At 66.8% G+C, this 25205-nt stretch carries 26 protein-coding genes and 1 pseudogene; 14 read left to right on the forward strand and 13 right to left on the reverse strand.

All coding sequences use genetic code 11. The features are described from left to right. Window positions 1–4: 4 nt before the first annotated feature. From yidD to rpmH, 3 genes are read right to left on the reverse strand one after another with little or no spacing between them, the layout of a single operon-like run. Window positions 5–250, reverse strand: coding sequence for a membrane protein insertion efficiency factor YidD (yidD, locus tag LMJ29_RS04995; protein ID WP_229604416.1), 246 nt, complete (start codon window positions 248–250; stop codon window positions 5–7). After that, window positions 243–647 (reverse strand): ribonuclease P protein component, encoded by a 405-nt coding sequence (gene rnpA, locus LMJ29_RS05000; RefSeq protein WP_229604417.1) that lies wholly within the window; start codon window positions 645–647, stop codon window positions 243–245. Before rnpA ends, yidD begins: the two co-directional genes overlap by 8 nt. A gap of 13 nt (window positions 648–660) precedes the next feature. Further along, a complete protein-coding gene (gene rpmH / locus LMJ29_RS05005) occupies window positions 661–798 on the reverse strand; it encodes a 50S ribosomal protein L34 (protein ID WP_229604418.1) in 138 nt (45 codons plus the stop codon). A 650-nt stretch (window positions 799–1448) separates the two neighbouring features. Here rpmH and dnaA point away from each other — a divergent pair. The 5 genes from dnaA (at window position 1449) to LMJ29_RS05030 (ending at window position 8352) form a co-directional block, all read left to right on the forward strand. Beyond that, window positions 1449–2897 carry a chromosomal replication initiator protein DnaA gene (dnaA, locus tag LMJ29_RS05010; protein WP_229604419.1) on the forward strand — a complete coding sequence of 483 codons (1449 nt, stop codon included), beginning with the start codon at window positions 1449–1451 and terminating at the stop codon, window positions 2895–2897. 31 nt (window positions 2898–2928) lie between these two features. Beyond that, a complete protein-coding gene (gene dnaN / locus LMJ29_RS05015) occupies window positions 2929–4032 on the forward strand; it encodes a DNA polymerase III subunit beta (protein WP_229604420.1) in 1104 nt (367 codons plus the stop codon). Window positions 4033–4181: 149 nt separating this feature from the next. Beyond that, window positions 4182–5282: a DNA replication/repair protein RecF gene (recF, locus tag LMJ29_RS05020; RefSeq protein WP_229604421.1), complete on the forward strand. Its 1101-nt coding sequence runs from the start codon at window positions 4182–4184 to the stop codon at window positions 5280–5282. Then, window positions 5279–7699 (forward strand): DNA topoisomerase (ATP-hydrolyzing) subunit B, encoded by a 2421-nt coding sequence (gene gyrB, locus LMJ29_RS05025; RefSeq protein ID WP_229604422.1) that lies wholly within the window; start codon window positions 5279–5281, stop codon window positions 7697–7699. The genes recF and gyrB overlap by 4 nt, the downstream gene beginning before the upstream one ends. A 305-nt stretch (window positions 7700–8004) precedes the next feature. Continuing rightward, a complete protein-coding gene (locus tag LMJ29_RS05030; RefSeq protein ID WP_229604423.1) occupies window positions 8005–8352 on the forward strand; it encodes a bacteriocin in 348 nt (115 codons plus the stop codon). 158 nt (window positions 8353–8510) lie between these two features. Here the strand turns inward: LMJ29_RS05030 and LMJ29_RS05035 are convergent, their stop codons facing one another. The 3 genes from LMJ29_RS05035 to LMJ29_RS05045 are packed head-to-tail and all read right to left on the reverse strand — an operon-like array spanning window position 8511 to window position 10735. Then, complete coding sequence (locus LMJ29_RS05035) at window positions 8511–9395, reverse strand: Dyp-type peroxidase (protein ID WP_229604424.1); 885 nt, start codon at window positions 9393–9395, stop codon at window positions 8511–8513. Window positions 9396–9426: 31 nt separating this feature from the next. Continuing rightward, on the reverse strand, window positions 9427–9786 hold the full coding sequence (locus LMJ29_RS05040; protein ID WP_229604425.1) for a cupin domain-containing protein: 360 nt from the start codon (window positions 9784–9786) through the stop codon (window positions 9427–9429). 58 nt (window positions 9787–9844) lie between these two features. After that, a complete protein-coding gene (locus LMJ29_RS05045; RefSeq protein ID WP_229604426.1) occupies window positions 9845–10735 on the reverse strand; it encodes a pseudouridine synthase in 891 nt (296 codons plus the stop codon). Between the two features lie 171 nt (window positions 10736–10906). Here LMJ29_RS05045 and ald point away from each other — a divergent pair, with 171 nt between their 5' ends. Further along, entirely contained in the window at window positions 10907–12028 is a 1122-nt protein-coding gene (gene ald / locus LMJ29_RS05050; protein ID WP_229604427.1) for an alanine dehydrogenase, read from the forward strand. 149 nt (window positions 12029–12177) lie between these two features. On the opposite strand, the gene LMJ29_RS05055 is transcribed toward ald, so the two are convergent. Next, window positions 12178–13866, reverse strand: coding sequence for a sigma-54-dependent Fis family transcriptional regulator (locus LMJ29_RS05055; RefSeq protein WP_229604428.1), 1689 nt, complete (start codon window positions 13864–13866; stop codon window positions 12178–12180). A gap of 622 nt (window positions 13867–14488) precedes the next feature. Between LMJ29_RS05055 and LMJ29_RS05060 the strand changes: the two genes are divergently transcribed. From LMJ29_RS05060 to LMJ29_RS05095, 8 genes and pseudogenes are all read left to right on the forward strand, one after another. Further along, window positions 14489–15412 carry a catechol 2,3-dioxygenase gene (locus LMJ29_RS05060; protein ID WP_229604429.1) on the forward strand — a complete coding sequence of 308 codons (924 nt, stop codon included), beginning with the start codon at window positions 14489–14491 and terminating at the stop codon, window positions 15410–15412. Window positions 15413–15428: 16 nt separating this feature from the next. Beyond that, window positions 15429–16889, forward strand: a complete 1461-nt coding sequence (locus LMJ29_RS05065; protein WP_229604430.1) for a 2-hydroxymuconic semialdehyde dehydrogenase — start codon at window positions 15429–15431, stop codon at window positions 16887–16889. Window positions 16890–16956: 67 nt separating this feature from the next. Beyond that, window positions 16957–17739: a 2-oxopent-4-enoate hydratase gene (dmpE, locus tag LMJ29_RS05070; RefSeq protein ID WP_229604431.1), complete on the forward strand. Its 783-nt coding sequence runs from the start codon at window positions 16957–16959 to the stop codon at window positions 17737–17739. 25 nt (window positions 17740–17764) lie between these two features. Beyond that, entirely contained in the window at window positions 17765–18688 is a 924-nt protein-coding gene (locus tag LMJ29_RS05075; protein ID WP_229604432.1) for an acetaldehyde dehydrogenase (acetylating), read from the forward strand. Between the two features lie 11 nt (window positions 18689–18699). Further along, complete coding sequence (gene dmpG, locus LMJ29_RS05080) at window positions 18700–19740, forward strand: 4-hydroxy-2-oxovalerate aldolase (protein WP_229604433.1); 1041 nt, start codon at window positions 18700–18702, stop codon at window positions 19738–19740. Further along, window positions 19737–20531: a 2-oxo-3-hexenedioate decarboxylase gene (dmpH, locus tag LMJ29_RS05085; protein WP_229604434.1), complete on the forward strand. Its 795-nt coding sequence runs from the start codon at window positions 19737–19739 to the stop codon at window positions 20529–20531. The genes dmpG and dmpH overlap by 4 nt, the downstream gene beginning before the upstream one ends. Window positions 20532–20547: 16 nt before the next feature. Beyond that, window positions 20548–20772 (forward strand): annotated as a pseudogene (locus tag LMJ29_RS05090) (4-oxalocrotonate tautomerase); the annotation flags it as partial. 294 nt (window positions 20773–21066) lie between these two features. Further along, window positions 21067–21432, forward strand: a complete 366-nt coding sequence (locus LMJ29_RS05095; protein WP_229604436.1) for a YceK/YidQ family lipoprotein — start codon at window positions 21067–21069, stop codon at window positions 21430–21432. 139 nt (window positions 21433–21571) lie between these two features. Here LMJ29_RS05095 and LMJ29_RS05100 read toward each other — a convergent pair whose 3' ends face one another. From LMJ29_RS05100 to LMJ29_RS05125, 6 genes are all read right to left on the reverse strand, one after another. Continuing rightward, window positions 21572–21832: a hypothetical protein gene (locus tag LMJ29_RS05100; RefSeq protein WP_229604437.1), complete on the reverse strand. Its 261-nt coding sequence runs from the start codon at window positions 21830–21832 to the stop codon at window positions 21572–21574. Between the two features lie 5 nt (window positions 21833–21837). After that, window positions 21838–22338, reverse strand: coding sequence for a metal-dependent hydrolase (locus LMJ29_RS05105; RefSeq protein WP_229604438.1), 501 nt, complete (start codon window positions 22336–22338; stop codon window positions 21838–21840). Between the two features lie 21 nt (window positions 22339–22359). Then, window positions 22360–22722 carry a glutaredoxin family protein gene (locus LMJ29_RS05110; protein ID WP_229604439.1) on the reverse strand — a complete coding sequence of 121 codons (363 nt, stop codon included), beginning with the start codon at window positions 22720–22722 and terminating at the stop codon, window positions 22360–22362. Window positions 22723–22803: 81 nt separating this feature from the next. Next, window positions 22804–23292: a GNAT family N-acetyltransferase gene (locus tag LMJ29_RS05115; protein ID WP_229604440.1), complete on the reverse strand. Its 489-nt coding sequence runs from the start codon at window positions 23290–23292 to the stop codon at window positions 22804–22806. A gap of 190 nt (window positions 23293–23482) precedes the next feature. Further along, a complete protein-coding gene (locus LMJ29_RS05120; RefSeq protein WP_229604441.1) occupies window positions 23483–23881 on the reverse strand; it encodes a hypothetical protein in 399 nt (132 codons plus the stop codon). 102 nt (window positions 23882–23983) lie between these two features. Beyond that, window positions 23984–25204, reverse strand: coding sequence for a Fic family protein (locus LMJ29_RS05125; protein WP_229604442.1), 1221 nt, complete (start codon window positions 25202–25204; stop codon window positions 23984–23986). Between the last annotated feature and the right edge of the window lies 1 nt (window position 25205).

Here is a 25205-nt window from a genome sequence, read left to right on the forward strand (position 1 = left end):
GGTTTTATTCGGCCATCGAGGAGGGTCGGGACGTGCGGAACTGGGGCACCGGATCGTAACCACCGGCATGCCAGGGGTGGCAGCGGGACAGCCGACGCAGGGTCAGCCAACCACCGCGGGCGAGGCCATGCGTACTGATGGCTTCGTGAGCGTAGCAGGAACAACTGGGATAGAAGCGGCAGCGACTGGCCATCAGGGGACTGATGGCGTAGCGATAGAACTGGATCAGGGCGAGGGCCAGTTTACGCATGGGATCCGTCGGACAGCGGTTGTTCGGGACGCGCCTGCGGACTGGGCCGCTGGCGGGCCAGGCGCTTCCAGAGCTTGGCGAACTGCTGGTGCAGCTCGGGGTTGTCCGGATCGCCGAGACCTTTGCGCGCCACCACCACGATGTCCAGCCCGGCGAGCATCTCCTGATGCAGGCGGAAGGAATCGCGGATGATGCGCTTGAGTCGATTGCGCTCGACGGCAAGCTTGGCGCTCTTCTTGCCGATCACCAGGCCGAGCCGTGGATGATCGAGCCCGTTGTCACGGGCCAGCAGCAGAACGCTCCTGCCGGGAGCCTTACCGGAGGGGGAGTCGAAGACTGCCGAGAACTGGCGGGACGTCAGCAGTCGCTTGTCCCGGCCGAAACTCCGACTCACCACCCGTTCCGGGCAATCAAACGGTGGTCAGACGCTTGCGGCCCTTGGCGCGACGACGCGACAGGACAGCACGACCGTTCTTGGTGGCCATACGAGCGCGGAAACCGTGGTTGCGGACGCGCTTCAGATTGCTGGGCTGAAAAGTACGTTTCATGGGTCAGTTACCTAGTAATCGCAGAGCTCCGCGAGGGGGCCCCAGTTAAAGAGACCGGCGATTCTAGTGAAAGCCTGGGCACAGGTCAATTTCCAACCAGCCTTCGTTGACGGTCATCCACAGGGCGTCGAGCCGCGCCTGTCGCGGATATCTCTCTACACCCTTGCCTGAGGAACGTCCTCAGGGCTGTCCTTCTTCACCTCCCCTTCTTCTACCTCGGGCAACGCGGTTAGCCAGGTTGTGCACTGTCCACAATCAAGACAAAAAGGAGAAATGTTTTAAAAGATCGTTCTGGTAATGATGTTTAGGCACCCGACACGGTGTGGATAACTAGGCCAAGGCCTTTATCCACAAGGGTTGGACGAAATGACAAGCTTGTCGAGAAGAGGTGCGCCGGATGTGCGGCGACTTGGGGAAAACTGGGGATGAAATCGGTGATTATCCACAGGCGACTTGTCAACCGACTTTTCCCGAGGGCTGCGATGGGGTTTGCGATGCGGTTATCCACATCGCCCGGCGGCCTGATGGACAATCTGTCCGCCGCCCTGCAGCCACGTCTCGCGCCAGCATGTGGATAACTCGGGGCCGCATCGCTACAATGTGCCCTTTGCCTCGCCCTTCGAGGCACCTTTCCAAGCGAGGGAAACCGAGTGTCCGTGGAACTGTGGCAGCAGTGCGTGGAAGTCCTGCGCGACGAGCTGCCTTCCCAGCAATTCAACACCTGGATCCGTCCGCTGCAGGTCGAAACGCACGGCGACGAGCTGCGCGTGTACGCGCCCAATCGCTTCGTGCTCGACTGGGTCAACGAGAAGTACATCAGTCGTCTGATGGAACTGATGAACGAACGCAGCGACGGCCAGGTGCCGGCGCTGTCGCTGCTGATCGGCAGCAAGCGCCCCACCCCGCCGCGCCCCGCGCCTGCTCCGGCGCCGGTCGCCGCCGCTGCGCCGCCGATTGAGGCGCCCGCCGCGCCCAGCGAGCCGGCTCTGCTGGACCGCGAGCCGGCCATCGAAATCGAGGTGGCCGCCGAGCTGCCGCGCCCCGAGCGCAGGGTGCAGGTCGAGGGCGGCCTCAAGCACACCAGCTACCTGAACCGCAACTTCACCTTCGAGAACTTCGTCGAGGGCAAGTCCAACCAGCTGGCGCGGGCCGCCGCCTGGCAGGTGGCCGACAATCCCAAGCACGGTTACAACCCGCTGTTCCTGTATGGCGGCGTGGGCCTGGGCAAGACCCACCTGATGCACGCGGTGGGCAACCATCTGTTGAAGAAGAATCCGAATGCCAAGGTGGTCTACCTGCATTCCGAGCGCTTCGTCGCCGACATGGTCAAGGCGCTGCAGCTCAACGCGATCAACGACTTCAAGCGCTTCTACCGCTCGGTGGACGCCCTACTGATCGACGACATCCAGTTCTTCGCCCGCAAGGAGCGCTCCCAGGAGGAGTTCTTCCACACCTTCAACGCCCTGCTCGAGGGCGGCCAGCAGGTGATCCTCACCAGTGACCGCTATCCGAAGGAGATCGAGGGCCTGGAGGAACGCCTGAAGTCGCGCTTCGGTTGGGGCCTGACCGTGGCGGTCGAGCCGCCGGAGCTGGAGACCCGGGTGGCGATCCTGATGAAGAAGGCCGAACAGGCGCGGGTCGAGCTGCCCCACGACGCCGCCTTCTTCATCGCCCAGCGCATCCGTTCCAACGTGCGCGAACTGGAAGGCTCGCTCAAAAGGGTGATCGCCCATGCCCACTTCACCGGCAGCGACATCAGCATCGAGCTGGTGCGCGAGTCGCTGAAGGACCTGCTCGCCCTGCAGGACAAGCTGGTCAGCGTCGACAACATCCAGCGCACCGTGGCCGAGTACTACAAGATCAAGATCGCCGACCTGCTGTCCAAGCGCCGCTCGCGCTCGGTGGCGCGCCCGCGCCAGGTGGCCATGGCCCTGTCCAAGGAGCTGACCAACCACAGCCTGCCGGAAATCGGCGACGCCTTCGGTGGCCGCGACCACACCACCGTGCTGCACGCCTGCCGCAAGATCGCCGAGCTTCGCGAGGAAGACGCCGATATTCGCGAAGATTACAAGAACCTGCTGCGCACCCTGACCACCTGACGGGGGCGCCTCCAGAGGCCAAGGATTCAAGATGCATTTCACCATTCAACGCGAAGCCCTGCTCAAGCCGCTGCAACTGGTCGCCGGGGTCGTCGAACGCCGGCAGACCCTGCCGGTGCTGTCCAACGTGCTGCTGGTGGTCCAGGGCCAGCAGCTGTCGCTGACCGGCACCGACCTCGAGGTCGAGCTGGTCGGCCGCGTCGCCCTCGAAGAGCCGGCCGAGGCCGGCGAGATCACCGTGCCGGCGCGCAAGCTGATGGACATCTGCAAGAGCCTGCCGTCCGACGCACTGATCGACATTCGCGTCGACGAGCAGAAACTGCTGATCAAGGCCGGACGCAGCCGCTTCAGCCTGTCCACCCTGCCGGCCAACGACTTCCCGTCGGTGGAGGAAAGCCAGGGCTCGCTGACCTTCGCCGTGGCGCAGAGCAAGCTGCGTCGGCTGATCGAGCGCACCAGCTTCGCCATGGCCCAGCAGGACGTGCGCTATTACCTCAACGGCATGCTGCTGGAGGTCAACGCCGGCCGCCTCAGCGCGGTGGCCACCGACGGCCACCGCCTGGCGCTGTGCGCGCTGGACGCCGGTCTCGAGGCGCCGGACAAGCACCAGGTCATCGTGCCGCGCAAGGGCATCCTCGAACTGGCGCGCCTGCTCACCGAGCCGGACGAACCGGTCAGCATCGTGCTCGGCCAGCATCACATCCGCGCCACCACCGGTGATTTCACCTTCACCTCCAAACTGGTCGACGGCAAGTTCCCCGACTACCAGCGCGTGCTGCCGCGCAACGGCGACAAGCTGGTGGTCGGCGATCGCCAGGCGCTGCGCGAGGCGTTCAGCCGAACCGCGATCCTCTCCAACGAGAAGTACCGCGGCATCCGCCTGCAGCTGGCCAGCGGGCTCTTGAAGATCCAGGCCAACAACCCCGAACAGGAGGAGGCCGAGGAGGAAGTACAGGTCGACTACTTCGGCGACGCCCTGGAAGTCGGCTTCAACGTCAGCTACCTGCTCGACGTGCTCGGCGTGATGACCGCCGACCAGGTGCGCATCACCCTGGCCGACGCCAACAGCAGCGCCCTGCTGCAGGAGGCCGGCAACGACGATTCGGCCTATGTCGTGATGCCGATGCGCCTGTGACCCACCTGGGCGGATCCTGTGGATAAGATGTCGATTAAGCGTTCACAGGATCTGCCCTGCCGCGGATTTCGCGTGCTACACGCCCGCCAAGCTGTGGATAACATTGTGCGCAAGTTCCCCGCAGCCCTTTTCCACAGCGCCCGCCCGTCATGTCCCTGGTTCGACTGACCGTCAGTGCGGTGCGCAACCTGCAGCCGCTGGAACTCTCGCCCTCGCCGCGCATCAACCTGCTGTACGGCGCCAACGGCAGCGGCAAGACCAGCGTGCTGGAGGCCATCCACCTGCTCGGCCTGGCCCGCTCGTTCCGCAGTTCGCGGCTGACTCCGGTGATCCAGCACGACCAGGAGCGCGCCCTGGTGTTCGGTCAGGTACGCCTGGCCGACGGCCGCCTGACCAGCCTGGGCATCGCCCGCGAGCGCAACGGTGATTGCCAGATCCGCATCGACGGGCAAAACGCGCGCAGCGCCGCGCAGCTCGCCGGCCTGCTGCCACTGCAACTGATCAATCCGGACAGCTTCCGCCTGCTCGAGGGCAGCCCGAAGATTCGCCGGCAGTTCCTCGACTGGGGCGTGTTCCACGTCGAGCCGCGCTTTCTCGGTGCCTGGCAGCGCCTGCAGGGCGCCCTGCGGCAGCGGAACTCCTGGCTGCGCCATGGTAGAATCGACGCTGCTGCGCAGGCGGCCTGGGACCGCGAGTTGAGCCTCGCCAGCGAGGCCATCGACGAATACCGCCGCGCCTACATCCAGGCGCTCAAGCCGGTGTTCGAACGCACCCTCGCGCAGCTGGTCGAACTGCCGGAACTGACCCTCAGCTACTACCGCGGCTGGGACCGCGAACGCAGCCTCGCCGAGGTGCTGGCGGGGAGCCTGGCGCGCGACCAGCAGCTCGGCCACACCCAGGCCGGACCGCAGCGCGCCGACCTGCGCCTGCGCATCGGCAGTCACAACGCCGCCGACATCCTCTCGCGCGGCCAGCAGAAGCTGGTGGTCTGCGCCCTGCGCATCGCCCAGGGCCACCTGGTCAACCAGGCCAAACACGGGCAGTGCGTCTACCTGGTGGACGACCTGCCCTCGGAACTCGACGAACAGCATCGTCACGCGCTGTGCCGCTTGCTGGAAGACCTCGACTGCCAGGTATTCATCACCGGCGTCGACGGCGAAACCCTCAAAGACGGCTGGCGCCCGGATACGCCGGTCGCCATGTTCCAGGTGGAGCATGGCCGTATTGAATCCTCGGGAGTGAAGGCATGAGCGAGAACAACACGTACGACTCCTCCAGCATCAAGGTGCTGAAAGGTCTGGATGCCGTACGCAAGCGCCCCGGCATGTACATCGGCGACACCGACGATGGCACCGGTCTGCACCACATGGTCTTCGAGGTTGTGGACAACTCCATCGACGAGGCGCTGGCCGGCCATTGCTCGGACATCAGCATCACCATCCACACCGACGAATCGATCACCGTACGCGATAACGGCCGCGGCATTCCGGTGGATATCCACAAGGAAGAAGGCGTCTCCGCCGCCGAGGTCATCATGACCGTGCTGCACGCCGGCGGTAAGTTCGACGACAACAGCTACAAGGTCTCCGGCGGCCTGCACGGCGTCGGTGTCTCGGTGGTCAACGCGCTGTCCAAGGAGCTGGTGCTGACCATCCGCCGCAGCGGCAAGGTGTGGGAGCAGACCTACGTGCACGGCGTGCCGCAGGCGCCGCTGGCCGCGGTCGGCGACACCGAGGGCACCGGCACGCAGATCCACTTCAAGCCGTCGGCCGAGACCTTCCACAACATCCACTTCAGCTGGGACATCCTCGCCAAGCGTCTGCGCGAGCTGTCGTTCCTCAATTCCGGGGTGGGCATCGTCCTCAAGGACGAGCGCACCGGCAAGGAAGAGCTGTTCAAGTACGAGGGCGGCCTCAAGGCCTTCGTCGAGTACCTCAACACCCACAAGACCGCGGTCAACCAGGTGTTCCACTTCAACGTGCAGCGCGAGGAGGACGGCGTCGGCGTCGAGGTGGCCCTGCAGTGGAACGACAGCTTCAACGAGAACATCCTCTGCTTCACCAACAACATCCCGCAGCGTGACGGCGGCACCCACCTGGCCGGTTTCCGCTCCGCCCTCACCCGCTACCTGAACAACTACATCGAGGCCGAGGGCCTGGCCAAGAAGTTCAAGGTCGCCACCACCGGCGACGACGCCCGCGAGGGCCTCACCGCGATCATCTCGGTCAAGGTGCCCGATCCCAAGTTCAGCTCGCAGACCAAGGACAAGCTCGTCTCCAGCGAGGTGAAGACCGCGGTCGAGCAGGAGATGGGCAAGTACTTCGGCGACTACCTGCTGGAGAACCCCAACGAGGCCAAGGCGGTGGTCGGCAAGATGCTCGACGCCGCGCGCGCCCGCGAGGCGGCGCGCAAGGCCCGCGAGATGACCCGCCGCAAGGGCGCACTGGACATCGCCGGTCTGCCCGGCAAGCTGGCCGACTGCCAGGAGAAGGACCCGGCGCTGTCCGAACTGTACATCGTCGAGGGTGACTCCGCCGGCGGCTCGGCCAAGCAGGGCCGCAACCGCCGCACCCAGGCGATCCTGCCGCTCAAGGGCAAGATCCTCAACGTCGAGAAGGCGCGCTTCGACAAGATGCTCTCCTCCCAGGAGGTCGGCACCCTGATCACCGCGCTGGGCTGCGGGATCGGCCGCGAGGAGTACAACATCGACAAGCTGCGCTACCACAACATCATCATCATGACCGATGCCGACGTTGACGGTTCGCACATCCGCACGCTGCTGTTGACCTTCTTCTTCCGCCAGATGCCCGAGCTGGTCGAGCGCGGCTACATCTACATCGCCCAGCCGCCGCTGTACAAGGTCAAGAAGGGCAAGCAGGAGCAGTACATCAAGGACGACGAGGCCATGGAGGAATACATGACCCAGTCGGCCCTCGAGGACGCCAGCCTGCACGTCAACGAAGGCGCCCCCGGCCTCGCCGGCCTTGCGCTGGAGAAGCTGGTGAGCGACTACCGCACGGTGATGAAGACCCTCGCCCGCCTGTCGCGCCTGTACCCGCAGGAAATCACCGAGCACTTCGTCTATCTGCCGCGCGTCGAACTCGACCAGCTGGCCGACCAAGCTGCCATGCAGGACTGGGTCGCCGCCCTCGGCGAGCGCCTCAAGGCGGTGGAAAAGTCCGGGCAGGTCCACCAGGTCAGCCTGCGCGAGGATCGCGAGCGCCACCTGTGGCTGCCGGAGGTGCAGACCATCGCCCATGGCCTGTCCAGCTACGTCACCTTCAACCGCGACTTCTTCGCCAGCAACGACTACCGCACCGTCACCGACCTCGGCGCGCAGCTCAACAGTCTGCTCGAGGAAGGCGCCTTTGTTCAGCGCGGCGAGCGCAAGAAGCCGGTCGCCTCGTTCAAGGAAGCCCTCGACTGGCTGATGACCGAGAGCACCAAGCGCCACAGCATCCAGCGCTACAAGGGCCTCGGCGAGATGAACCCCGAGCAGCTGTGGGAAACCACCATGGACCCGGCGGTGCGCCGCATGCTCAAGGTGACCATCGAGGACGCCATCGCCGCCGACCAGATCTTCAACACCCTGATGGGCGATTCCGTGGAACCGCGCCGCGAGTTCATCGAAAGCAACGCCCTGGCGGTGTCGAACCTGGACGTGTGATCCGCTGTGGATAAGCTGCTTATCCACAGGTATTGAAAAGGCCAGGCCCCGACGGATTCCGGTCCGCCGGGGCTTGGTTTTTTTTGAGCGACTGGAGGAGTGGATGGCTGGCGGCCGGTCAGGCTCCAGGCCGCGCCAGGGGGATTTGCCGTCGTCATAGCTGCGCCGGCCACCGCGCACGATGGATGGAAGCTACCGTCCGGCAGGGAATAATTCGCCGGATTGCCGGAACCGGGCGTTCTTAACATTTGTCCAACCGGCTAGCCTGCGACAATACACATTCGTTCTTCTTCGAGGTTCATCCCATGCGCAAAGCACTCTCCGTTTTGACTCTCAGCCTGCTGTTCGCCCAGGGCGCCATGGCCGGCGGTACTACCCAGGCGGCCCTCGGCGGCGGCGTCGGCGGTGCGCTGGGCAGCGTGCTCGGTCAATCGCTCGGTGGCAAAACCGGGGCGGCGGTCGGCGCCGGTGTCGGTGGCGCGGTGGGCGGCGCGGCTACCGCCAAGAGCGGCAGCAAGACCAAGGCGGCGGTGGGCGGTGGCCTCGGTGCCGCCGGCGGCTCGCTGCTCGGCAATACCTTGGGCGGCAGCACCGGCTCGGCGATCGGTGCCGGTCTCGGCGGCGCGGCTGGCGCGGCGATCGGCAGCAAGTAAATGCCGCCGCCCGAAGGGACGCCTTGTGGATAACCTCGAGGCGCCTTCGGCAAGAAAAAAGCCCCGGCTTCGACCGGGGCTTTTTTTATGCTGTGGATAGATTTCCGAGCGCGGGCTGGCGGACGCGGCGGCACTTGTCCACAGCCCTGCATCATCCCTCAGCGCAGCACGGCGCGCAGGTCGAGGCGGCCGCTCTGCAGCGGCGGGCACCAGTAGTAGCCGCCGCTGGTTGGCCGACTGAAGCGGAACAGCGCGTCGACGATGCCGTCGTCGAGGCCGGCCATGCGCCGCATCTGCACCTCGTAGGCGTCCAAGCTGTGGCCGAAGGCGAGGAACAGCAGGCCGGCCTGCGCGCCGTCGCTGAACGGCATCGAGCGGCGCAGCACGAAGGCCTCGGGTTCGAAGCTCTCCTGGGCGGTGCGCTTGACGTGGGCGGACGCGGGGGCGTCCTCCAGCTCCGCGTTGTCGCTCTTGCGCCGGCCGACGATGTCGTCCTGCTCGCCGGGCGGCAAGGCGGCGAAATGATCGAGATCGTGCACCCAGTGCTGCACGGCGGCGAAGCTGCCGCCATCCATGCCCTCGCCATTGGCGGCGACGATGGCAGCCGCCACGGCCTCCTCATCCACGGGGTTCTCGGTGCCGTCCTCGTAGCCGGTCAGGTCGCGGCCCTCGCGGTAGCGGAAGGTGTCGGTCGTCTGCTCCAGACGCAGCGCCGGAGCCAGGGCGACGGCCAGTTCGCGGCCGCGCAGCAGCAGCTCGCCGCGATCTTCGCCACGCAGCCAGCACCACAGCGCGTGCTGGGTGGACGGGACGTCAACGCCGGCGCCGCTCAGCGCCGGGAAGGCGCGCAGGCCGGCGAGCGGCTGGCCGAGGGCGTGCAGCAGCGATGCGCCGAGGCCGACGACCATGGTTTCGCCATCGACCCGCTCGACCAGTCTGGCCAGCGCCTGCGGCAGGTCGGCGGGATTGTCCAGGGCGAAGAACAGGTGGCGGGCGTGCGGCGGAACGGGATTGGCGAGGATGCCGGGCTGGCAAAGCGTCATGGGCAACTCCTGTAGACGGAAAGCCCGCATATTAACCGCTGGTCGGCGGGCTTGGACGACCGTCGTCCGCCTCGCCGCAATGCACCGCCAGCCACACGGTCGGCATGTCCACCGCGGTCGCCTCGACGCGGTGGCGCTCGCCGGCCGGGATCAGCAGGTGGTCGCCGGGCACCAGGGCAATCGCCTCGGCCTGGGAAGCCAGGCGCAGTACAGCGCTGCCGGCCAGCAGCAGCACCCATTCGTCCCAAGCCTGGTCGTACCAGAATCCCGGCGGGCTGGCCTGGCCATGGGAGACGATGCGCTCGACGCGGCAGCCGGGACGGCGCAGCAAGTCGTCGAAGCACTCGCCGGCGCGGGCGTCCGGCAGGGGTTGGAAGAGGTTGGCGGGCATGGGCGGCTCCGGTCAGGCCGGTGGGGCGGGAAAGCGATCTTACTCCGCCCGGCGCGCGCTACCAGTCCAGCCGCAGGCGGCTGGCGAAGGCGCGCGGCGCGCCGCTCAGCGGGTCGTCGAACTGCAGGGTCTGGGCCAGCAGCTTGAGGGGCCGGTCATGGTCGTCGGCGGCATCGGCCGGCTGCACTACCGGATAGAAGGGGTCGTTGCAGATCGGCGCGCCGAGCGCGGCCAGGTGCACGCGCAACTGATGCTGGCGGCCGGTCACCGGGTGGAGCGCGTAGCGCCACAGCTTGCCGCGGCGCTCGCGCACGGCGAGCAGCGTCTCGCTGTTCGGCGCGCCGGGTGCCTCCTGCATGCGGAAGAACGGCTCGCCGCGCACCAGGCGGCTGTGGTGTCGGTAGGGAAAGTCGAGGTGCGGCAGCGCCGGGGCGATCGCCTCGTAGCACTTGTCGATGCGCCGTTCGCGGAACAGCGCGTGATAGCGATCGCGGCTGTCCGGATTGGTGGAGAACAGCACCAGTCCGGCGGTATGGCGGTCGATGCGGTGCAGCGGCACCAGTTGCGGATTGCCGAGGCGCCGGGTGAGGCGCGCCAGCAGGGTTTCCTCGACGTAGCCGCCCGAGGGAATCACCGGCAGGAAGTGCGGCTTGTCGACCACCAGCAGGTGCTCGTCGAGGTGGAGGATCTGCTCGGTGACCGGAATCGGCGTCTCCTGCGCCACCTCGCGGAAGTAGTGCACGCGCAGGCCTTCGCGATACGGGTGCGTCTCGTCCAGTGGGCGGCCCGCACCATCCAGCACCTTGCCGCGCTGCATGCGCGAGCGCCAGGTGGCGCGATCGATGGCCGGAAAGCGCGCGCACAGGCAGTCCAGCACGGTCGCCCAGTCCCCCTGCGGCAGGTGCAGGGTGCTCGGGCGCTGGAAGTCGGCGGACGATGACTGGGACATGACGTTCGATACGGGGCGGTGCGAGTGAGGGAGGCGCATTAGGCCGCAGGTTGGCCCCGCCCGTCAAAATTCCGCCCGCGAAGGGCGACGAACGCTCCGGTGGCGGCGCCGGCAGCCGGATGCTGGCGCCGTGCTAGTCTCATGAAACGACAGCAGCAGGGGACGACTGCCATGCGTATCGGGGTGCCCAAGGAAATCAAGAATCACGAGTGCCGCGTCGGCCTGACGCCGCAGTCGGTGGCCGAACTGCACGCGCTCGGCCACGAGCTGTGGGTGGAGAGCCAGGCCGGCACGGCCATCGGTTTCAGCGACGCCGACTACATGAAGGCCGGTGCGCACATCGCCCTCGACGCGCCCAAGGTGTTCGCCGAGGCCGAGCTGATCGTCAAGGTCAAGGAGCCGCTGGCCTCCGAGCGCGCCCGCTTGGGAACGCAGCACACCCTGTTCACCTACCTGCACCTGGCGCCGGACCGATTGCAGACCGACGAGCTGCTGGCCAGCGGCGCCACCTGCATCGCCTACGAAACGGTCACCGATGCCCAGGGCCGTCTGCCGCTGCTGGCGCCGATGTCCGAGGTGGCCGGGCGCATGTCCATCCAGGTCGGCGCCAGCTGCCTGGAGAAGGCGCATGGCGGGCGCGGCGTGCTGCTCGGCGGGGTGCCGGGGGTGGCGCCGGGCAAGGTGGTGATCCTCGGTGGCGGTGTGGTCGGCAGCCAGGCGGCGATGATGGCCATCGGCCTGGGCGCCGACGTCACCATCCTCGACAAGAACATGGATACCCTGCGCCGTCTGGACGCGCAGTATGGCAATCGTATCACCACGCTGTACTCCACCGGCGCCGCGGTGCGCGAGCAGGTACTGGCGGCGGATCTGGTGATCGGCAGCGTGCTGATCCCGGGCGCCACCGCGCCCCGGCTGGTCACCGCGGCCATGGTGCGGCAGATGAAGGCCGGTGCGGTGCTGGTCGACGTCGCCATCGACCAGGGCGGCTGCGCCGAGACCTCGCGGCCGACCACCCACACCCACCCGACCTACGTGGTCGACGAGGTGGTGCACTACTGCGTGGCCAACATGCCCGGCGGCGTGGCGCGCACCTCGACCCTGGCGCTGAACAACGCCACCTTGCCCTTCGTGGTCGCCCTCGCGGAGAAGGGCATCCGCCGCGCGCTGGAGGAAGACGTGCACTTGCGCCACGGCCTCAACGTGGCGGCCGGAGTGATCACCAACACCGGCGTGGCGGCGGCGCACCAGCTGCCCTACGTGCCGGCGGAAGAGGTCCTGGCGCGGCTGTAGACGGTGCACGTCCCGGACTCAGGTCGTTGAGAGAGTGGCGCGGCCTGCCGGCTGGCTTCGGCCAGCCGGGCAGTCGCGCCACTGTCGTATGGGCGCATCCACGGTTTTGCTGGCGCGCCTCGGCACGTTCCACGTGGAACAATCGGGTGTCAGCCGTCGAGCTTCTTCAACCGGTAGGCCAGCGCCGGACGGCTCAGGCCGAGCAGGCGTGCGGCGCGCGATACGTTGTCCTTGCTGCGGCGCATGGCCTCGCGCATCAGGTCGGCTTCCACCTCATCCAGACTGATCCCCGTGGCGAGGATCTGCTCCAGCCAGTGCTGCGCCGGGGCGGGTGTGCCGTGCACCAGCGCGCCGGCGCTGGACAGCCGCTCGCCGTTGTCCTCGCCCTCCAGCGGCAGACCGGGGAACAGCGCCTCGACGCTGACGCTCTCGTTGCTCTCGGTGAGGATCACCCCGCGTTCGATGACGTTTTCCAGCTCGCGGATGTTGCCCGGCCAGGCGTAGTGCTGGCAGGCCTCCAGGGCGCGGTCGGAGAGGCCGAGCGTCTTCTTGCCGTACTGGGCGTGGAACTTCTTGAGGAAATGCTCGGCGAGCAACGGGATATCCTCGCGGCGCGCGCGCAGCGGCGGGATCTGCACGGTGAACACGTTGAGGCGGTAGAACAGGTCGGCGCGGAAGCGCCCGGCCTGTACCGCCTGGGCGAGGTCCTCGTTGGTCGCGGCGATCACCCGCACGTCGATCTTGCGCGTGCGGTCGCCGCCGACCCGCTCCAGCTCACCCTCCTGCAGCACGCGCAGCAGGGTGGCCTGGGCGCGCGGCGACAGCTCGACCACCTCGTCGAGGAAGATGGTGCCGCCGTGGGCGCGCTCGAAGCGCCCGGCGCGCGACTGCTGGGCACCGGTGTAGGCGCCCTTGTCGACACCGAACAGCTCGGCCTCGATCAGGTCGGGGGGGATGGCCGCGCAGTTGACCGCCACGAACGGCTGCTCGGCGCGCGCGCTGCGCAGGTGCACGCTGCGCGCGATCACTTCCTTGCCCACTCCGGTCTCGCCTTGCAGCAGCACCGAGACCTTGCCGCCCGCCGCCTTGTCGATGGTCTGGCAGATGCGCTGGTAGGCCGGCGACTGACCGATGCCGTAGTACTGGCCGTCCTGGGTGTGCAGGCGGCTGCGCAGGGTGGCGACCTGCGATTGCAGCTCGTAGAGTTCCTCGATCACCGGGTCGTTCTTGAAGTAGGCCTTGAACTCGGCGACGTCGTCCCACTCCTCGGCGGGCTTGCCGATCACCCGGCAGCGCTCGTCGCCGCAACCGCGGCAGCTCACCTCGCGGAAGATGATTTCCTTGCCCATGAACGCCGAGGTGTAGCTGCAGGCGTAGCCGAGCAGGGTCCAGCAGGCCGGCTGGTCGATCAGGCCCAGTTCGGTCTGGCAGATCTCCACCTCGAAGGAGTCCTGCCACTCGATCTCGGCGTAGAAGCGCCCCTTCTCGATGTCGATGTCGACCTCGATCGGCCGCGAGCGCAGCATGCCCTTGAGCATGTGGAGCTGCGGCCCGGCGAGGAAGATGTCCAGTTCGCTGGCCTCCGGGCGCAGCTTGCGCGCCATCTCGGCGTCCTTGAGGCCGGACTGGTAGCCCAGGCGCAGGAAGAAGCCCTTGGCGCGCTCGATGCCGAGCAGGTCGATCATTTCGCGGCGGAAGTTGGCCAGTGCCGACAGCGGCATCAGCAGCATGCGCTGTTCGCCGAGCCAGATCTTGCCCTCCTGGCTGACGAAGCGGATCTGATTGCTCAGGTCCTGCAGGTCGGGGTAGCGCAGCTGGGGCTTGTAGGTGATGGCCATCGTGGGGATTCGCTGTTGTTGTTATGGGCGCCGGCGCGGCGCTCATGCCTGCATGGAAGCCGCTGGCCAGGAAAAATTCAACCAAATGATCAAAAAATTCGCCACTTGAGCATTTGCTCAATTGCCCGCCGGCACCCGCCAGGGCTCTGCGGCGCACTCCGGGCGCCGGGCCCGCCGCTGGGCTTGATCATATGGTGAAAATCGCCCGCCGGTCAGCGCTCGTCCGCGCCGGCAGTGGCGCCCAGGCAGCGCCGGCGTCACCCATCATCCTCACAAAAATCCTTGTAAATCAGTAGCTTGCAATAAAGGCCGGATCGCCATGGGGGCTTTGGCACAGCCGTTGCTGAAGCACTGCCACCAGGCAATGCCGGTCGCTGCTGTCACGACCGCACTGCCCGGGCCAGCCGCAGACAATAACAACGACGGTACGCTCGCCATGCCCATCGCCATTCTGCCGCGCCCCGCGCGTCATCCCTCCCCGCCCGCCGCCGCTGTGCCGGGCGCCGTCCTGCCCCTTCCCTCCCGTTCGCAGCGCGTGCCGCGCTGAGCGGCGTCATGGCCCGCGGATCCGTGCGCGGATCCAAACCCGTTTGACCCGACAACAAAGACAAGAGGTGTCGAGATGAAGAAAGGAGTGATGCGCCCCGGGCACATCCAGCTGCGCGTGCTGGACATGGCCCAGGCCCTGGAGCACTACGTCGAGCTGCTCGGCCTGATCGAGGTCGACCGCGACGACAAGGGCCGCGTGTACCTCAAGGGCTGGACCGAGGTCGACAAGTTCTCCGTGGTACTGCGCGAGGCCGACGAGGCCGGCATGGACTTCATGGCCTTCAAGGTGCTCGACGACGCCACCCTCGGCCGCCTGACCGAGGACCTGGTGGCCTTCGGCTGCCTGGTGGAGAGCATTCCGGCCGGCGAGCTAAAGGGCTGCGGCCGCCGTATCCGCTTCAGCGCGCCGACCGGCCACCGCTTCGAACTGTTCGCCGACAAGGAGCAGACCGGCAAGTGGGGCCTGTCCGAGATCAACCCGGAAGCCTGGCCGCGCGGCCTCAAGGGCATGAAGGCGACCCGCTTCGACCACGCCCTGCTCTACGGCGGCCACCTCGACGAGACCCTGCGCCTGTTCACCGAGGTGCTCGGCTTCGACCTGGCCGAGCAGGTGATCGACCCCGAGGGCAAGCGCGTCGCCCAGTTCCTCAGCGTCGGCATGAAGGCCCACGACGTGGCGTTCATCCTGCATCCGGAGCAGGGCAAGCTGCACCACGCCTCGTTCTTCCTCGAGACCTGGGACGACGTGCTGCGCGCCGCCGACCTGATCAGCATGACCAACACCTCGATCGACATCGGCCCGACCCGCCACGGCCTGACCCACGGCAAGACCATCTACTTCTTCGACCCGTCCGGCAACCGCAACGAGGTGTTCTGCGGCGGCGACTACCACTACCCGGACCACCCGCCGGTGACCTGGACCGCCGACCAGCTGGGCAAGGCGATCTTCTACCACGACCGCGAGCTCAACGAGCGCTTCCTCACCGTCCTGACCTGATCCCGAGACCGCATCCATGAAAGAGATCAAGCACTTCATCAACGGCGAATACGTCGGCTCCGCCAGCGGCAAGCTGTTCGACAACGTCAGCCCGGTCAATGGCCAGGTGATCGCCAAGATCCACGAGGCCGGCGAGGCCGAGGTCGACGCCGCGGTCAAGGCCGCCCGCGCCGCGCTCAAGGGCCCGTGGGGCAAGATGAGCGTGGCCGAGCGCACCGAGATCCTCCATCGCGTCGCCGACGGCATCACCGCGCGCTTCGACGAGTTCCTCGAGGCCGAGTGCCTGGACACCGGCAAGCCCAAGTCGCTGGCCTCGCACATCGACATCCCGCGCGGCGCGGCCAACTTCAAGGTGTTCGCCGACCTGGTGAAGAACGTGCCGACCGAGGCCTTCGAGATGGCCACCCCGGACGGCACCGGCGCGCTCAACTACGGCGTGCGCCGTCCCAAGGGCGTGATCGGTGTGATCAGCCCGTGGAACCTGCCGCTGCTGCTGATGACCTGGAAGGTCGGCCCGGCGCTGGCCTGCGGCAACACCGTGGTGGTCAAGCCGTCGGAGGAAACCCCCACCACCACCGCGCTGCTGGGCGAGGTGATGAACGCCGCCGGCGTGCCGGCCGGGGTGTACAACGTGGTGCACGGTTTTGGTGGCAACTCGGCCGGTGCCTTCCTCACCGCCCACCCGGACGTCGACGCCATCACCTTCACCGGCGAGACCGGCACCGGCGAGACCATCATGCGCGCCGCCGCCAAGGGCGTGCGCCAGGTGTCGCTGGAGCTGGGCGGCAAGAACGCCGGCATCGTGTTCGCCGACTGCGATATGGACAAGGCCATCGAGGGCACCCTGCGCTCGGCCTTCGCCAACTGCGGCCAGGTCTGCCTGGGCACCGAGCGCGTGTACGTCGAGCGGCCGATCTTCGAGAAATTCGTCGCCCGCCTGAAGGCCGGCGCCGAGGCGCTGAAGATCGGCGAGCCCAACGACCCGAGCGCCAACTTCGGATCCTTGGTCAGTCACAAGCACCGCGAGAAGGTCCTCAGCTACTACCAGAAGGCCAAGGACGAGGGCGCCACCATCGTCACCGGCGGCGGCGTGCCGGACATGCCGGCGCACCTGGCCGGCGGCGCCTGGGTGCAGCCGACCATCTGGACCGGCCTGCCGGACGACTCGGCGGTGGTCACCGAGGAAATCTTCGGCCCGTGCTGCCACATCCGTCCGTTCGACACGGAAGAGGAAGCCATCGAGCTGGCCAACAGCCTGCCCTACGGCCTGGCCTCGGCAATCTGGACCGAGAACAGCTCGCGCGCCCACCGCGTCGCCGGGCAGATCGAGGCCGGCATCGTCTGGGTCAACAGCTGGTTCCTGCGCGACCTGCGCACCGCCTTCGGCGGCGCCAAGCAGTCGGGCATCGGCCGCGAAGGCGGGGTGCACTCGCTGGAGTTCTACACCGAGCTGAAGAACATCTGCGTCAAGCTGTGAGATAGCCGAGCCCGCTCAGAAACCCGGCGGCTTCCCCAGGGGAAGCCGCCCAACAGGAAGAATCCGCATGAACCAAGAACTGATCCACCAGCTCGGCGACGAGCTCTACCAGGCCATGCAGAGCCGCGAGGCCGTGGCCCCGCTGACCAGCCGCTATGACCTGACCATCGACGATGCCTACCAGATCTCCCTGCGCATGCTCGAGCGCCGCCTGGCCGCCGGCGAGCGTATCATCGGCAAGAAGATCGGCCTGACCAGCAAGGCAGTGCAGACCATGCTCGGCGTCAACCAGCCGGACTTCGGCTACCTGACCGACGCCATGGTGTTCAGCAGCGGCGCGACCATGCCGATCAGCGAGCGCCTGATCCAGCCCAAGGCCGAGGGCGAGATCGCCTTCATCCTCAAGAAGGACCTGATGGGCCCGGGCATCACCAACGCCGACGTGCTGGCCGCCACCGAGTGCGTGATCCCCTGCTTCGAGGTGGTCGATTCGCGCATCCAGGACTGGAAGATCAAGATCCAGGACACCGTGGCCGACAACGCCTCCTGCGGCCTGTTCATCCTCGGCGACAACGCAGTCTCCCCGCGCCAGGTCGACCTGGTCACCTGCGGCATGGTGGTGGAGAAGAACGGCCAGCAGATCAGCACCGGCGCCGGCGCGGCCGCGCTGGGCTCGCCGGTCAACTGCGTGGCCTGGCTGGCCAACACCCTCGGCCACTTCGGCATCGGCCTGAAGGCCGGCGAGGTGATCCTCTCCGGTTCCCTGGTGCCGCTGGAGCCGGTCAAGGCCGGCGACTTCATGCGCGTCGAGATCGGTGGCATCGGCAGCGCCAGCGTGCGTTTCACCTGACCGAACAAGAACAGGGGACAGACCCATGAGCAAGAAACTGAAAGCGGCGATCATCGGCCCGGGCAACATCGGCACCGACCTGGTGATGAAGATGCTGCGCTCCGAGTGGATCGAGCCGGTGTGGATGGTCGGCATCGACCCCGAGTCCGACGGCCTCAAGCGCGCCCGCGAATTCGGTCTGAAGACCACTGCCGAGGGCGTCGACGGCCTGCTGCCGCACGTCATCGCCGACGACATCCGCGTCGCCTTCGACGCCACCAGCGCCTACGCCCACGCCGAGAACAGCCGCAAGCTCAACGAGCTGGGCGTGCTGATGATCGACCTGACCCCGGCCGCCATCGGCCCGTACTGCGTGCCGCCGGTGAACCTCAAGGAGCACGTCGGCAAGCTGGAGATGAACGTCAACATGGTCACCTGCGGCGGCCAGGCGACCATCCCGATGGTCGCCGCGGTGTCGCGCGTGCAGCCGGTGGCCTACGGCGAGATCGTCGCCACCGTGTCCTCGCGCTCGATCGGCCCGGGCACCCGCAAGAACATCGACGAGTTCACCCGCACCACCGCCGGCGCCATCGAGAAGGTCGGCGGGGCGAAGGAAGGCAAGGCGATCATCATCGTCAACCCGGCCGAGCCGCCGCTGATGATGCGCGACACCATCCACTGCCTGACCGAGAGCGAGCCGGACCGCGACGCGATCACAGCCTCCGTGCACGCCATGCTCGCCGAGGTGCAGAAGTACGTGCCGGGCTACCGCCTGAAGAACGGCCCGGTGTTCGACGGCAACCGCGTGTCGATCTTCATGGAGGTCGAGGGCCTCGGCGACTACCTGCCCAAGTACGCCGGCAACCTAGACATCATGACCGCCGCCGGCCTGCGCACCGCCGAGATGTTCGCCGAGGAAATCGCCGCCGGCACCATCCAGCTGCCTAGCCGCGAAGCTGCCCTGGCCTGAGGAGAGACACGATGAATCTGCAAGGCAAGCAAGTCACCCTGCACGACATGAGCCTGCGCGACGGCATGCACGCCAAGCGCCACCAGATCAGCCTCGAGCAGATGGTCGCGGTGGCCACCGGCCTGGACGCCGCCGGCATGCCGCTGATCGAGATCACCCACGGCGACGGCCTGGGCGGGCGCTCGATCAACTACGGCTTCCCGGCGCACAGCGACGAGGAATACCTCAGCGCGGTGATCCCCAAGCTCAAGCAGGCCAAGGTCTCCGCCCTGCTGCTGCCGGGCATCGGCACCGTCGACCACCTGAAGATGGCGGTGGACTGCGGCGTGTCGACCATCCGCGTCGCCACCCACTGCACCGAGGCCGACGTCTCCGAGCAGCACATCGGCATGGCCGCCAAGATGGGCGTCGACACCGTCGGCTTCCTGATGATGGGCCACATGGCCAGCCCGGAGAAGATCCTCGAGCAGGCCAAGCTGATGGAAAGCTACGGCGCCAACTGCATCTACTGCACCGACTCGGCCGGCTACATGCTGCCCGACGAAGTCAGCCAGAAGATCGGCCTGCTGCGCGCCGAGCTGAACCCGGCGACCCAGATCGGCTTCCACGGCCACCACAACATGGGCATGGCCATCGCCAACTCGCTGGCCGCCATCGAGGCCGGTGCGGTGCGCATCGACGGCTCGGTCGCCGGCCTCGGCGCCGGTGCCGGCAACACCCCGCTGGAAGTGCTCTGCGCGGTGCTCAAGCGCATGGGCGCCGAGACCGGCATCGACCTGTACAAGATCATGGACGTCGCCGAGGACCTGGTGGTGCCGCTGATGGACCAGCCGATCCGCGTCGACCGCGATGCCCTGACCCTGGGCTACGCCGGCGTGTACAGCTCGTTCCTGCTGTTCGCCCAGCGCGCCGAGAAGAAGTACGGCGTGCCGGCCCGCGACATCCTCGTAGAACTCGGCCGCCGCGGTACCGTCGGCGGCCAGGAAGACATGATCGAAGACCTGGCCCTCGACATGGCCAAGGCCCGCCAGACCCAGAAGGTGACCGCATGAACCGTACCCTGACCCGCGACCAGGTGCTGGCCCTGGCCGAGCACGTCGAAGGCGCCGAGCTGAACGTCCACGACATCCCGAAGATCACCAACGACTACCCGCAGATGACCTTCGCCGACGCCTACGACATCCAGTGGGAGATTCGTCGCCGCAAGGAAGCCCGCGGCAACAAGACCGTCGGCCTGAAGATGGGCCTGACCTCCTGGGCGAAGATGGCGCAGATGGGCGTGGAGACGCCGATCTACGGCTTCCTCTCCGACTACTTCAGCGTGCCGGACGGCGGCGTGGTCGACTGCGCCAAGCTGATCCACCCGAAGATCGAGGCGGAAATCTCCGTGGTCACCAAGGCGCCGCTGCACGGCCCGGGTTGCCACATCGGCGACGTGATCGCGGCGATCGACTACGTGATTCCCACCGTCGAGGTGATCGACTCGCGCTACGAGAACTTCAAGTTCGACCTGATCAGCGTGGTGGCCGACAACGCCTCCTCGACCCGCTACATCACCGGCGGCCAGATGGCCAACCTCGAGGACGTCGACCTGCGCACCCTCGGCGTGGTGATGGAGAAGAACGGCGAGGTGGTGGAAGTCGGCGCCGGCGCCGCGGTGCTCGGCCATCCGCTGTCCAGCGTGGCCATGCTGGCCAACCTGCTGGCCGAGCGCGGCGAGCACATCCCGGCCGGTACCTTCATCATGACCGGCGGCATCACCGCCGCCGTGGCGGTCGAGCCGGGCGACAACGTCACCGTGCGCTACCAGGGCCTGGGCAGCGTGTCCGCTCGATTCGTCTGAGTCCCCTGCCCCGGCTTCCGGCCGGGGCCTTTTCGCCAGGAGGTTTGCCATGCCGATAGCCCATGTCCACATCATGGAAGGCCGCAGTGCCGAGCAGAAGGAAGCGATGATCCGCGAGGTCAGCGAGGCGCTGGCACGCACCCTCGATTCGCCCATCGACCGCGTGCGCGTGCTGATCACCGAGGTGCCGAAGAGCCACTGGGGTATCGGCGGCGAGCCGGCGAGCAAGGTCAGGAAGTAAGGCTGCCCTGCCTACGCAGCTATTCACCGCGGAGACTTGGCGCGCTGCCGGGTGCCCGCTGATCGCCACCGCTGCGCGCTTGGGCGCTGGCGCCTGAATTACCACTCACCTTTTGATGTGGTTCTCGCAGTTCGAAATTGAGAAGTGCGAGAGGATCAAGTGCGCACTGCAGCTCAATGGCCTAGAGCGGTAAGGTAGCGCCCGTATGGTGAGCCTGCGAGCCGTGCACGGACTGGAAGCGCTACAACTGGCGGAATGAGCTTCGGAATGGCCACTCGCTGCAAGGATGCACACATGAATACTCGACTCCTCGGTACCCTGATGGTGCTTTTCTGTCTTGGGCTATCTGGCTGCGGAACGGTGATTTCCCGCGGCTCCTCTTATCCCTATCGCACAGATGACACTTATTACAAAGGCATCCAGACGAGCGCCAAAATGCTCGTCAATCAAACGGATGACGGTGATCCTTTCTACACGATGCTCTGCTGGGGAAGCATCGTGTGTCCGCCGGTGACGGTTATCCTGATGCCGCTCGATATCATCGTGGATACCTTTCTGCTACCCGCTGATGCTCTTGAGCATTATAGGGTCATGAGACGGCATAACGAGTACCAACGAGATCTCGAGAAAGCAAGGAGTGAGACGAAGGGGCAAGGCTAATTAAGAGGTGCGAGCGATTAAAGAGTCCCTTCTGTCCGGCTCATTGTATTTGTAGAGGGTGTGGAGAGCATTACCACCTAGAGCGCGCTGATCATATTCTGGCTTGCCTTCGGAGTGTTCCACGTGGAACACATGTGGCCTAGAAGTAGCGCAGCACCAGGTAGCCGATGGCGGCGATGCAGACGAGGATGCCCGGCACGGCGATCCGGGTGATCGCGCTCTGGCGCTGCAGGGCCAGTTTCTGCAGGCCGATGGATTCCTCGACCTTCTCCCGCGAGCGGGCAACCTGCTCCTCGGCCAGCGCACGCTGGGCGGCGAGCTGGGCGAGGATCTCGCGCTGGCCGTCGCGGATCTCGCACAGCACGGCGAGGGAGGCGTGGCGGTACTCTTCGTCGGTCATGCCGATCATCCTTGTCGCTGGCGTCGGGACAGCCGGCGGGCGCCGGCGAGGTAGAGGATGCCGCCCAGCGCTCCGCTTGCCAAGCAGAGCCACTCCATGGCCTCCCAGGAAACCAGGCCGAACAGGCCGTTCGCCGTCGAGAAAGGCGCCAGCGGCTGGATATCGGCATGTACCAGGCTGTCCAGCAGGACATGGCTGGCGGTACCGATGACTGCGCCCACCCAGGCCGCGCGCCAGCGGATCGGCAGCTGGTTGCGCAGACCGAGGAGATACAGGCCCAGCTCGCCGAGGTACTTGCCGCTGAGGGCGGCCACCAGCGTGAGCAGGCTTGCGCCTATCAGGGTGTGGCTGAAGCCGTGCAGCTCGCCCCGGCCGGTGAGCAGCGCGACCAGCGGTTGCAGATCCATCACGATCTGCGCCCAGCCGAACACCATCAGCGAGAGGCTGGTTGGCAGCAGACTTTTGAGCAGAATGCCTGGTCCCATGTGCAGTGGCGTAAAGGGCATTCGGAGCCTCGGCTGGGTGGGCTACAGGGCCAGTGTCCGTGCCTGACGAACCAACTCTTCGTTGTCCGGATGCACGCTGAGCTGGTTGTTCAGATCGACCACCGGCAACAGGTAGCGACGCACCTCGAGACCGGCGTTCTGCATGCGTCGGTGCAGCAGGTCGGCCACCGCCGGGTCGTCCACCGAATGGTATTCGAAGGCGATACCAGCCTGGCGCAGGTCGCGCAGGGTGGCTTGGGTGTTGCCGCAGGCGTCGCGGCCGTACACCGCCAGGTAGGGCGCGGCGTGCAGCGGTGCGTTGGTTTCGGGGATCGGCTGGTTGAAGTGCTGCCAGGCCTTGTAGCCGCCACCGCACAGGGCGAGCAGCAGGAGCAGGTTGCGCATGGGACAAGTCCGTCTGTCGAAGGTGATGACACAGTCTGGCGCCGGCTGGCGCGAATCACCCGCCGGCCGGCACTGCCTCTCTTACTCGTTCACCAGCGCCAGACGCAGGTGGATGAGCACGATCGGCTGCTGCTGGCCATCCAGCCGCTCCTCGAGGGCGAAGGGCGTGTAGCCGAGGCGGGAATACAGCAGCAGGCCGGCGGTGTTGGTGTTGAAGCAGGACACCCGCAATTCGCCGGCGCCGTGGCGCTCGGCGGCCACACCGGCCATCTGGTGCATGAGAAAGCGCGCCACGCCCTGGCGGCGCGCCTGCGGCGCCACCGCGACGTTGCCGACCCAGCAGGCACCGGCCTCGCGTTTGTAGATGTTGGCGAAACCCAGCACTTCGTCGCCGCGGCACACCACGCTGGAGTCGCTGCGCTGGGCGATGCTGGCGGCCAGCTGCTCGGGGGTGAGCGGGAAGCTGGCGCGCGGGGCGAGGTAGTAGAGCTCTTCGGGGCTGCGCGGGAAGGTGCAGATGGCGGCGAGGTCGGCGTCGTGCACGGGACGGAAAGCGAGGGCGGTGTTCATCCTGAACTCCTGTGGATTACGACTGGTGGCAATCTATCACGCTGGCTGCAGACAGGCGTGGCTCGGCGGGGTGGCCGCCGGCCTGTGGGTAAAGTCGTTGAAACAGCTATCCACAGAGGACGGCTGCGCCGTGGGAAAGGCTCTTGTCCACAGCAAGCCGGGCGTTTGCGCCGCTCGGTCGAGCTGGAGGTCAGGAGAGCGGCCGGTCGCGATGCCGCCACCAGTGGACCAGGCCGCCGATGGCACCGAGAACGAAGCCCAGCGGGCCGGTGATGAAGAGGCCGAGCAGCGGTCCCTGGTTGGCCTGGGGAGCAAGCAGCAGCGGACCGAAAAAGCCGGCGCAGAAGCCGATGCCGCCCAGCACGAGAGCACCGATGGCCATGCTGGCGAGCAGTCCCTTGGGGCGCGCAGGGTGGCCGGTATGGCGCCAGAGAAAGCGTCCGGCCAGCACGGCGCACAGCAGTGCCGCCAGGCTGGCGACCCCTTCGCGCGCCTCCAGGGGCACGAAGACGAATGGCAGCCAGTAGACGAAAAAATAGCTCGCGGAGACCACCGCGAACAGCAGCAGAATGCGGACAAGGGCGTGCATGTCGAGCCGTTCCTCGGGGACCCCGTGGCTGCGGGCGTCTGTGGATGAACTGCGCATGAGTCTAGCGCCGCGCCGGAGCCGGCTCAGGCTGCCGGTCCGCCGTCAGGCCTGCGTCTGGGCGCGCTGGCGCAGGGCTTGCCCGGCAGCGGAGAGGCGGTACTGCTGGCGGCTGCTCTTGGGTTTGTCGGGAATGGTCATCTCGAGCAGGCCGGTCTCCAGCGCCGGCACCAGGTACAGGGTGCGGAAGTTGGCATCGCTCTTCAGGCCCAGCGCATCCTGCAACGCCTTGCGGCTCATCACGCCGGCACAGACCCTGACCAGGCGAGCAACCTCACCTGTAACATAGCCTGCAACATAAGTGGTAACTTCACCTGCGACAGGTACTTGCTCTTCACCTGTGGCATAACCTGTAACTTCGCCTGCGACTTCACTTGTGGACTTGTTTTTAACTTCACCTGTCGTACGCGCGGCGGGCTTGGCGGACGCAGCCCGGGCGAAGTGGCGCGGTGCGGCGCGCGTGAAGGCGAACTCCAGCCACAGGCCATCCTGCTCGTGGCGTAGCTGCGGCTCGACGATACCGTGGGCGCGGCAGGCGGCGATCAGCTTGTCGATGCCCAGACCCCACGCCTCGATCAGCCCGGCGCGGTAGAAGGCATTGGCGATGTCCGGGTTGCCCGGACGCGACAGGTGACCGTTGCGCAGGCTCGCGACGTTCCAGCCCGCTGCAAGGCGGGCCGGGTTCCACAGGCTGATGCGATCGTCGTGCAGACGGATCTGGATCGGAATGCCGCTGGCGTAGTCCTTGTGCACGATGGCGTTGACCAGCGCTTCGCGCAGCGCCGCCAGCGGCAGCGGATAGGCGGCCGGGGTGCGCGGCTCGCCTCCCGCGGGGTCGCGCTGCAGGTATTCCTCGAGCAGCGCCAGGCTGCGTTCGAGCTGGGCGAACAGGTTGCCGCCGATGGCGCGCTGCTCGACCAGGCCGTGATCGACGCGGAACTGGCCGATGCGGATATAGGCGCCGGTCACCAGCTTTTCCGGCTCGGCGTGGAACAGCAGCACGGCGGCGCGCTTGAGATGGAACAGCTGCAGCTGTGCGACCAGCGCGGCGTCGCCCTCCTCCGCGCTGCCGGACAAGCGCTGGCTGGTGGTGACGCGCGCGCGGAAGTCGGCCAGCGCGCGGACATCGAGATCGGCCAGCTGCACCTGAGCCATCGGCTGGTCGTCCCAGCTGCCACCGGCATCCGGGTGCGGAAAGCGGTCGTCGATCGCGCCGGCGGACTCCGGCAGGAGATCTTTCCACTCGAGGTCTGGCTGGTCGTTCATC

The organism is Pseudomonas oryzagri, from assembly GCF_020831405.1.
In the GTDB taxonomy this organism is placed as follows: Bacteria; Pseudomonadota; Gammaproteobacteria; order Pseudomonadales; family Pseudomonadaceae; genus Geopseudomonas; species Geopseudomonas oryzagri.

What these genes read in the sequence shown, in the direction of transcription:
- yidD (WP_229604416.1), bottom strand. Translation starts at nt 250, where the DNA reads ATGCGTAAACTGGCCCTCGCCCTGATCCAGTTCTATCGCTACGCCATC.
- LMJ29_RS05125 (WP_229604442.1), bottom strand. Translation starts at nt 25,204, where the DNA reads ATGAACGACCAGCCAGACCTCGAGTGGAAAGATCTCCTGCCGGAGTCC.
- LMJ29_RS05095 (WP_229604436.1), top strand. Translation starts at nt 21,067, where the DNA reads ATGAATACTCGACTCCTCGGTACCCTGATGGTGCTTTTCTGTCTTGGG.
- LMJ29_RS05040 (WP_229604425.1), bottom strand. Translation starts at nt 9,786, where the DNA reads ATGCCCGCCAACCTCTTCCAACCCCTGCCGGACGCCCGCGCCGGCGAG.
- LMJ29_RS05115 (WP_229604440.1), bottom strand. Translation starts at nt 23,292, where the DNA reads ATGAACACCGCCCTCGCTTTCCGTCCCGTGCACGACGCCGACCTCGCC.
- LMJ29_RS05065 (WP_229604430.1), top strand. Translation starts at nt 15,429, where the DNA reads ATGAAAGAGATCAAGCACTTCATCAACGGCGAATACGTCGGCTCCGCC.
- LMJ29_RS05100 (WP_229604437.1), bottom strand. Translation starts at nt 21,832, where the DNA reads ATGACCGACGAAGAGTACCGCCACGCCTCCCTCGCCGTGCTGTGCGAG.
- LMJ29_RS05110 (WP_229604439.1), bottom strand. Translation starts at nt 22,722, where the DNA reads ATGCGCAACCTGCTCCTGCTGCTCGCCCTGTGCGGTGGCGGCTACAAG.
- LMJ29_RS05030 (WP_229604423.1), top strand. Translation starts at nt 8,005, where the DNA reads ATGCGCAAAGCACTCTCCGTTTTGACTCTCAGCCTGCTGTTCGCCCAG.
- LMJ29_RS05035 (WP_229604424.1), bottom strand. Translation starts at nt 9,395, where the DNA reads ATGACGCTTTGCCAGCCCGGCATCCTCGCCAATCCCGTTCCGCCGCAC.
- dmpG (WP_229604433.1), top strand. Translation starts at nt 18,700, where the DNA reads ATGAATCTGCAAGGCAAGCAAGTCACCCTGCACGACATGAGCCTGCGC.
- LMJ29_RS05105 (WP_229604438.1), bottom strand. Translation starts at nt 22,338, where the DNA reads ATGCCCTTTACGCCACTGCACATGGGACCAGGCATTCTGCTCAAAAGT.
- rpmH (WP_229604418.1), bottom strand. Translation starts at nt 798, where the DNA reads ATGAAACGTACTTTTCAGCCCAGCAATCTGAAGCGCGTCCGCAACCAC.
- dmpE (WP_229604431.1), top strand. Translation starts at nt 16,957, where the DNA reads ATGAACCAAGAACTGATCCACCAGCTCGGCGACGAGCTCTACCAGGCC.
- gyrB (WP_229604422.1), top strand. Translation starts at nt 5,279, where the DNA reads ATGAGCGAGAACAACACGTACGACTCCTCCAGCATCAAGGTGCTGAAA.
- dnaN (WP_229604420.1), top strand. Translation starts at nt 2,929, where the DNA reads ATGCATTTCACCATTCAACGCGAAGCCCTGCTCAAGCCGCTGCAACTG.
- LMJ29_RS05120 (WP_229604441.1), bottom strand. Translation starts at nt 23,881, where the DNA reads ATGCACGCCCTTGTCCGCATTCTGCTGCTGTTCGCGGTGGTCTCCGCG.
- LMJ29_RS05045 (WP_229604426.1), bottom strand. Translation starts at nt 10,735, where the DNA reads ATGTCCCAGTCATCGTCCGCCGACTTCCAGCGCCCGAGCACCCTGCAC.
- LMJ29_RS05055 (WP_229604428.1), bottom strand. Translation starts at nt 13,866, where the DNA reads ATGGCCATCACCTACAAGCCCCAGCTGCGCTACCCCGACCTGCAGGAC.
- recF (WP_229604421.1), top strand. Translation starts at nt 4,182, where the DNA reads ATGTCCCTGGTTCGACTGACCGTCAGTGCGGTGCGCAACCTGCAGCCG.
- dmpH (WP_229604434.1), top strand. Translation starts at nt 19,737, where the DNA reads ATGAACCGTACCCTGACCCGCGACCAGGTGCTGGCCCTGGCCGAGCAC.
- ald (WP_229604427.1), top strand. Translation starts at nt 10,907, where the DNA reads ATGCGTATCGGGGTGCCCAAGGAAATCAAGAATCACGAGTGCCGCGTC.
- LMJ29_RS05060 (WP_229604429.1), top strand. Translation starts at nt 14,489, where the DNA reads ATGAAGAAAGGAGTGATGCGCCCCGGGCACATCCAGCTGCGCGTGCTG.
- LMJ29_RS05075 (WP_229604432.1), top strand. Translation starts at nt 17,765, where the DNA reads ATGAGCAAGAAACTGAAAGCGGCGATCATCGGCCCGGGCAACATCGGC.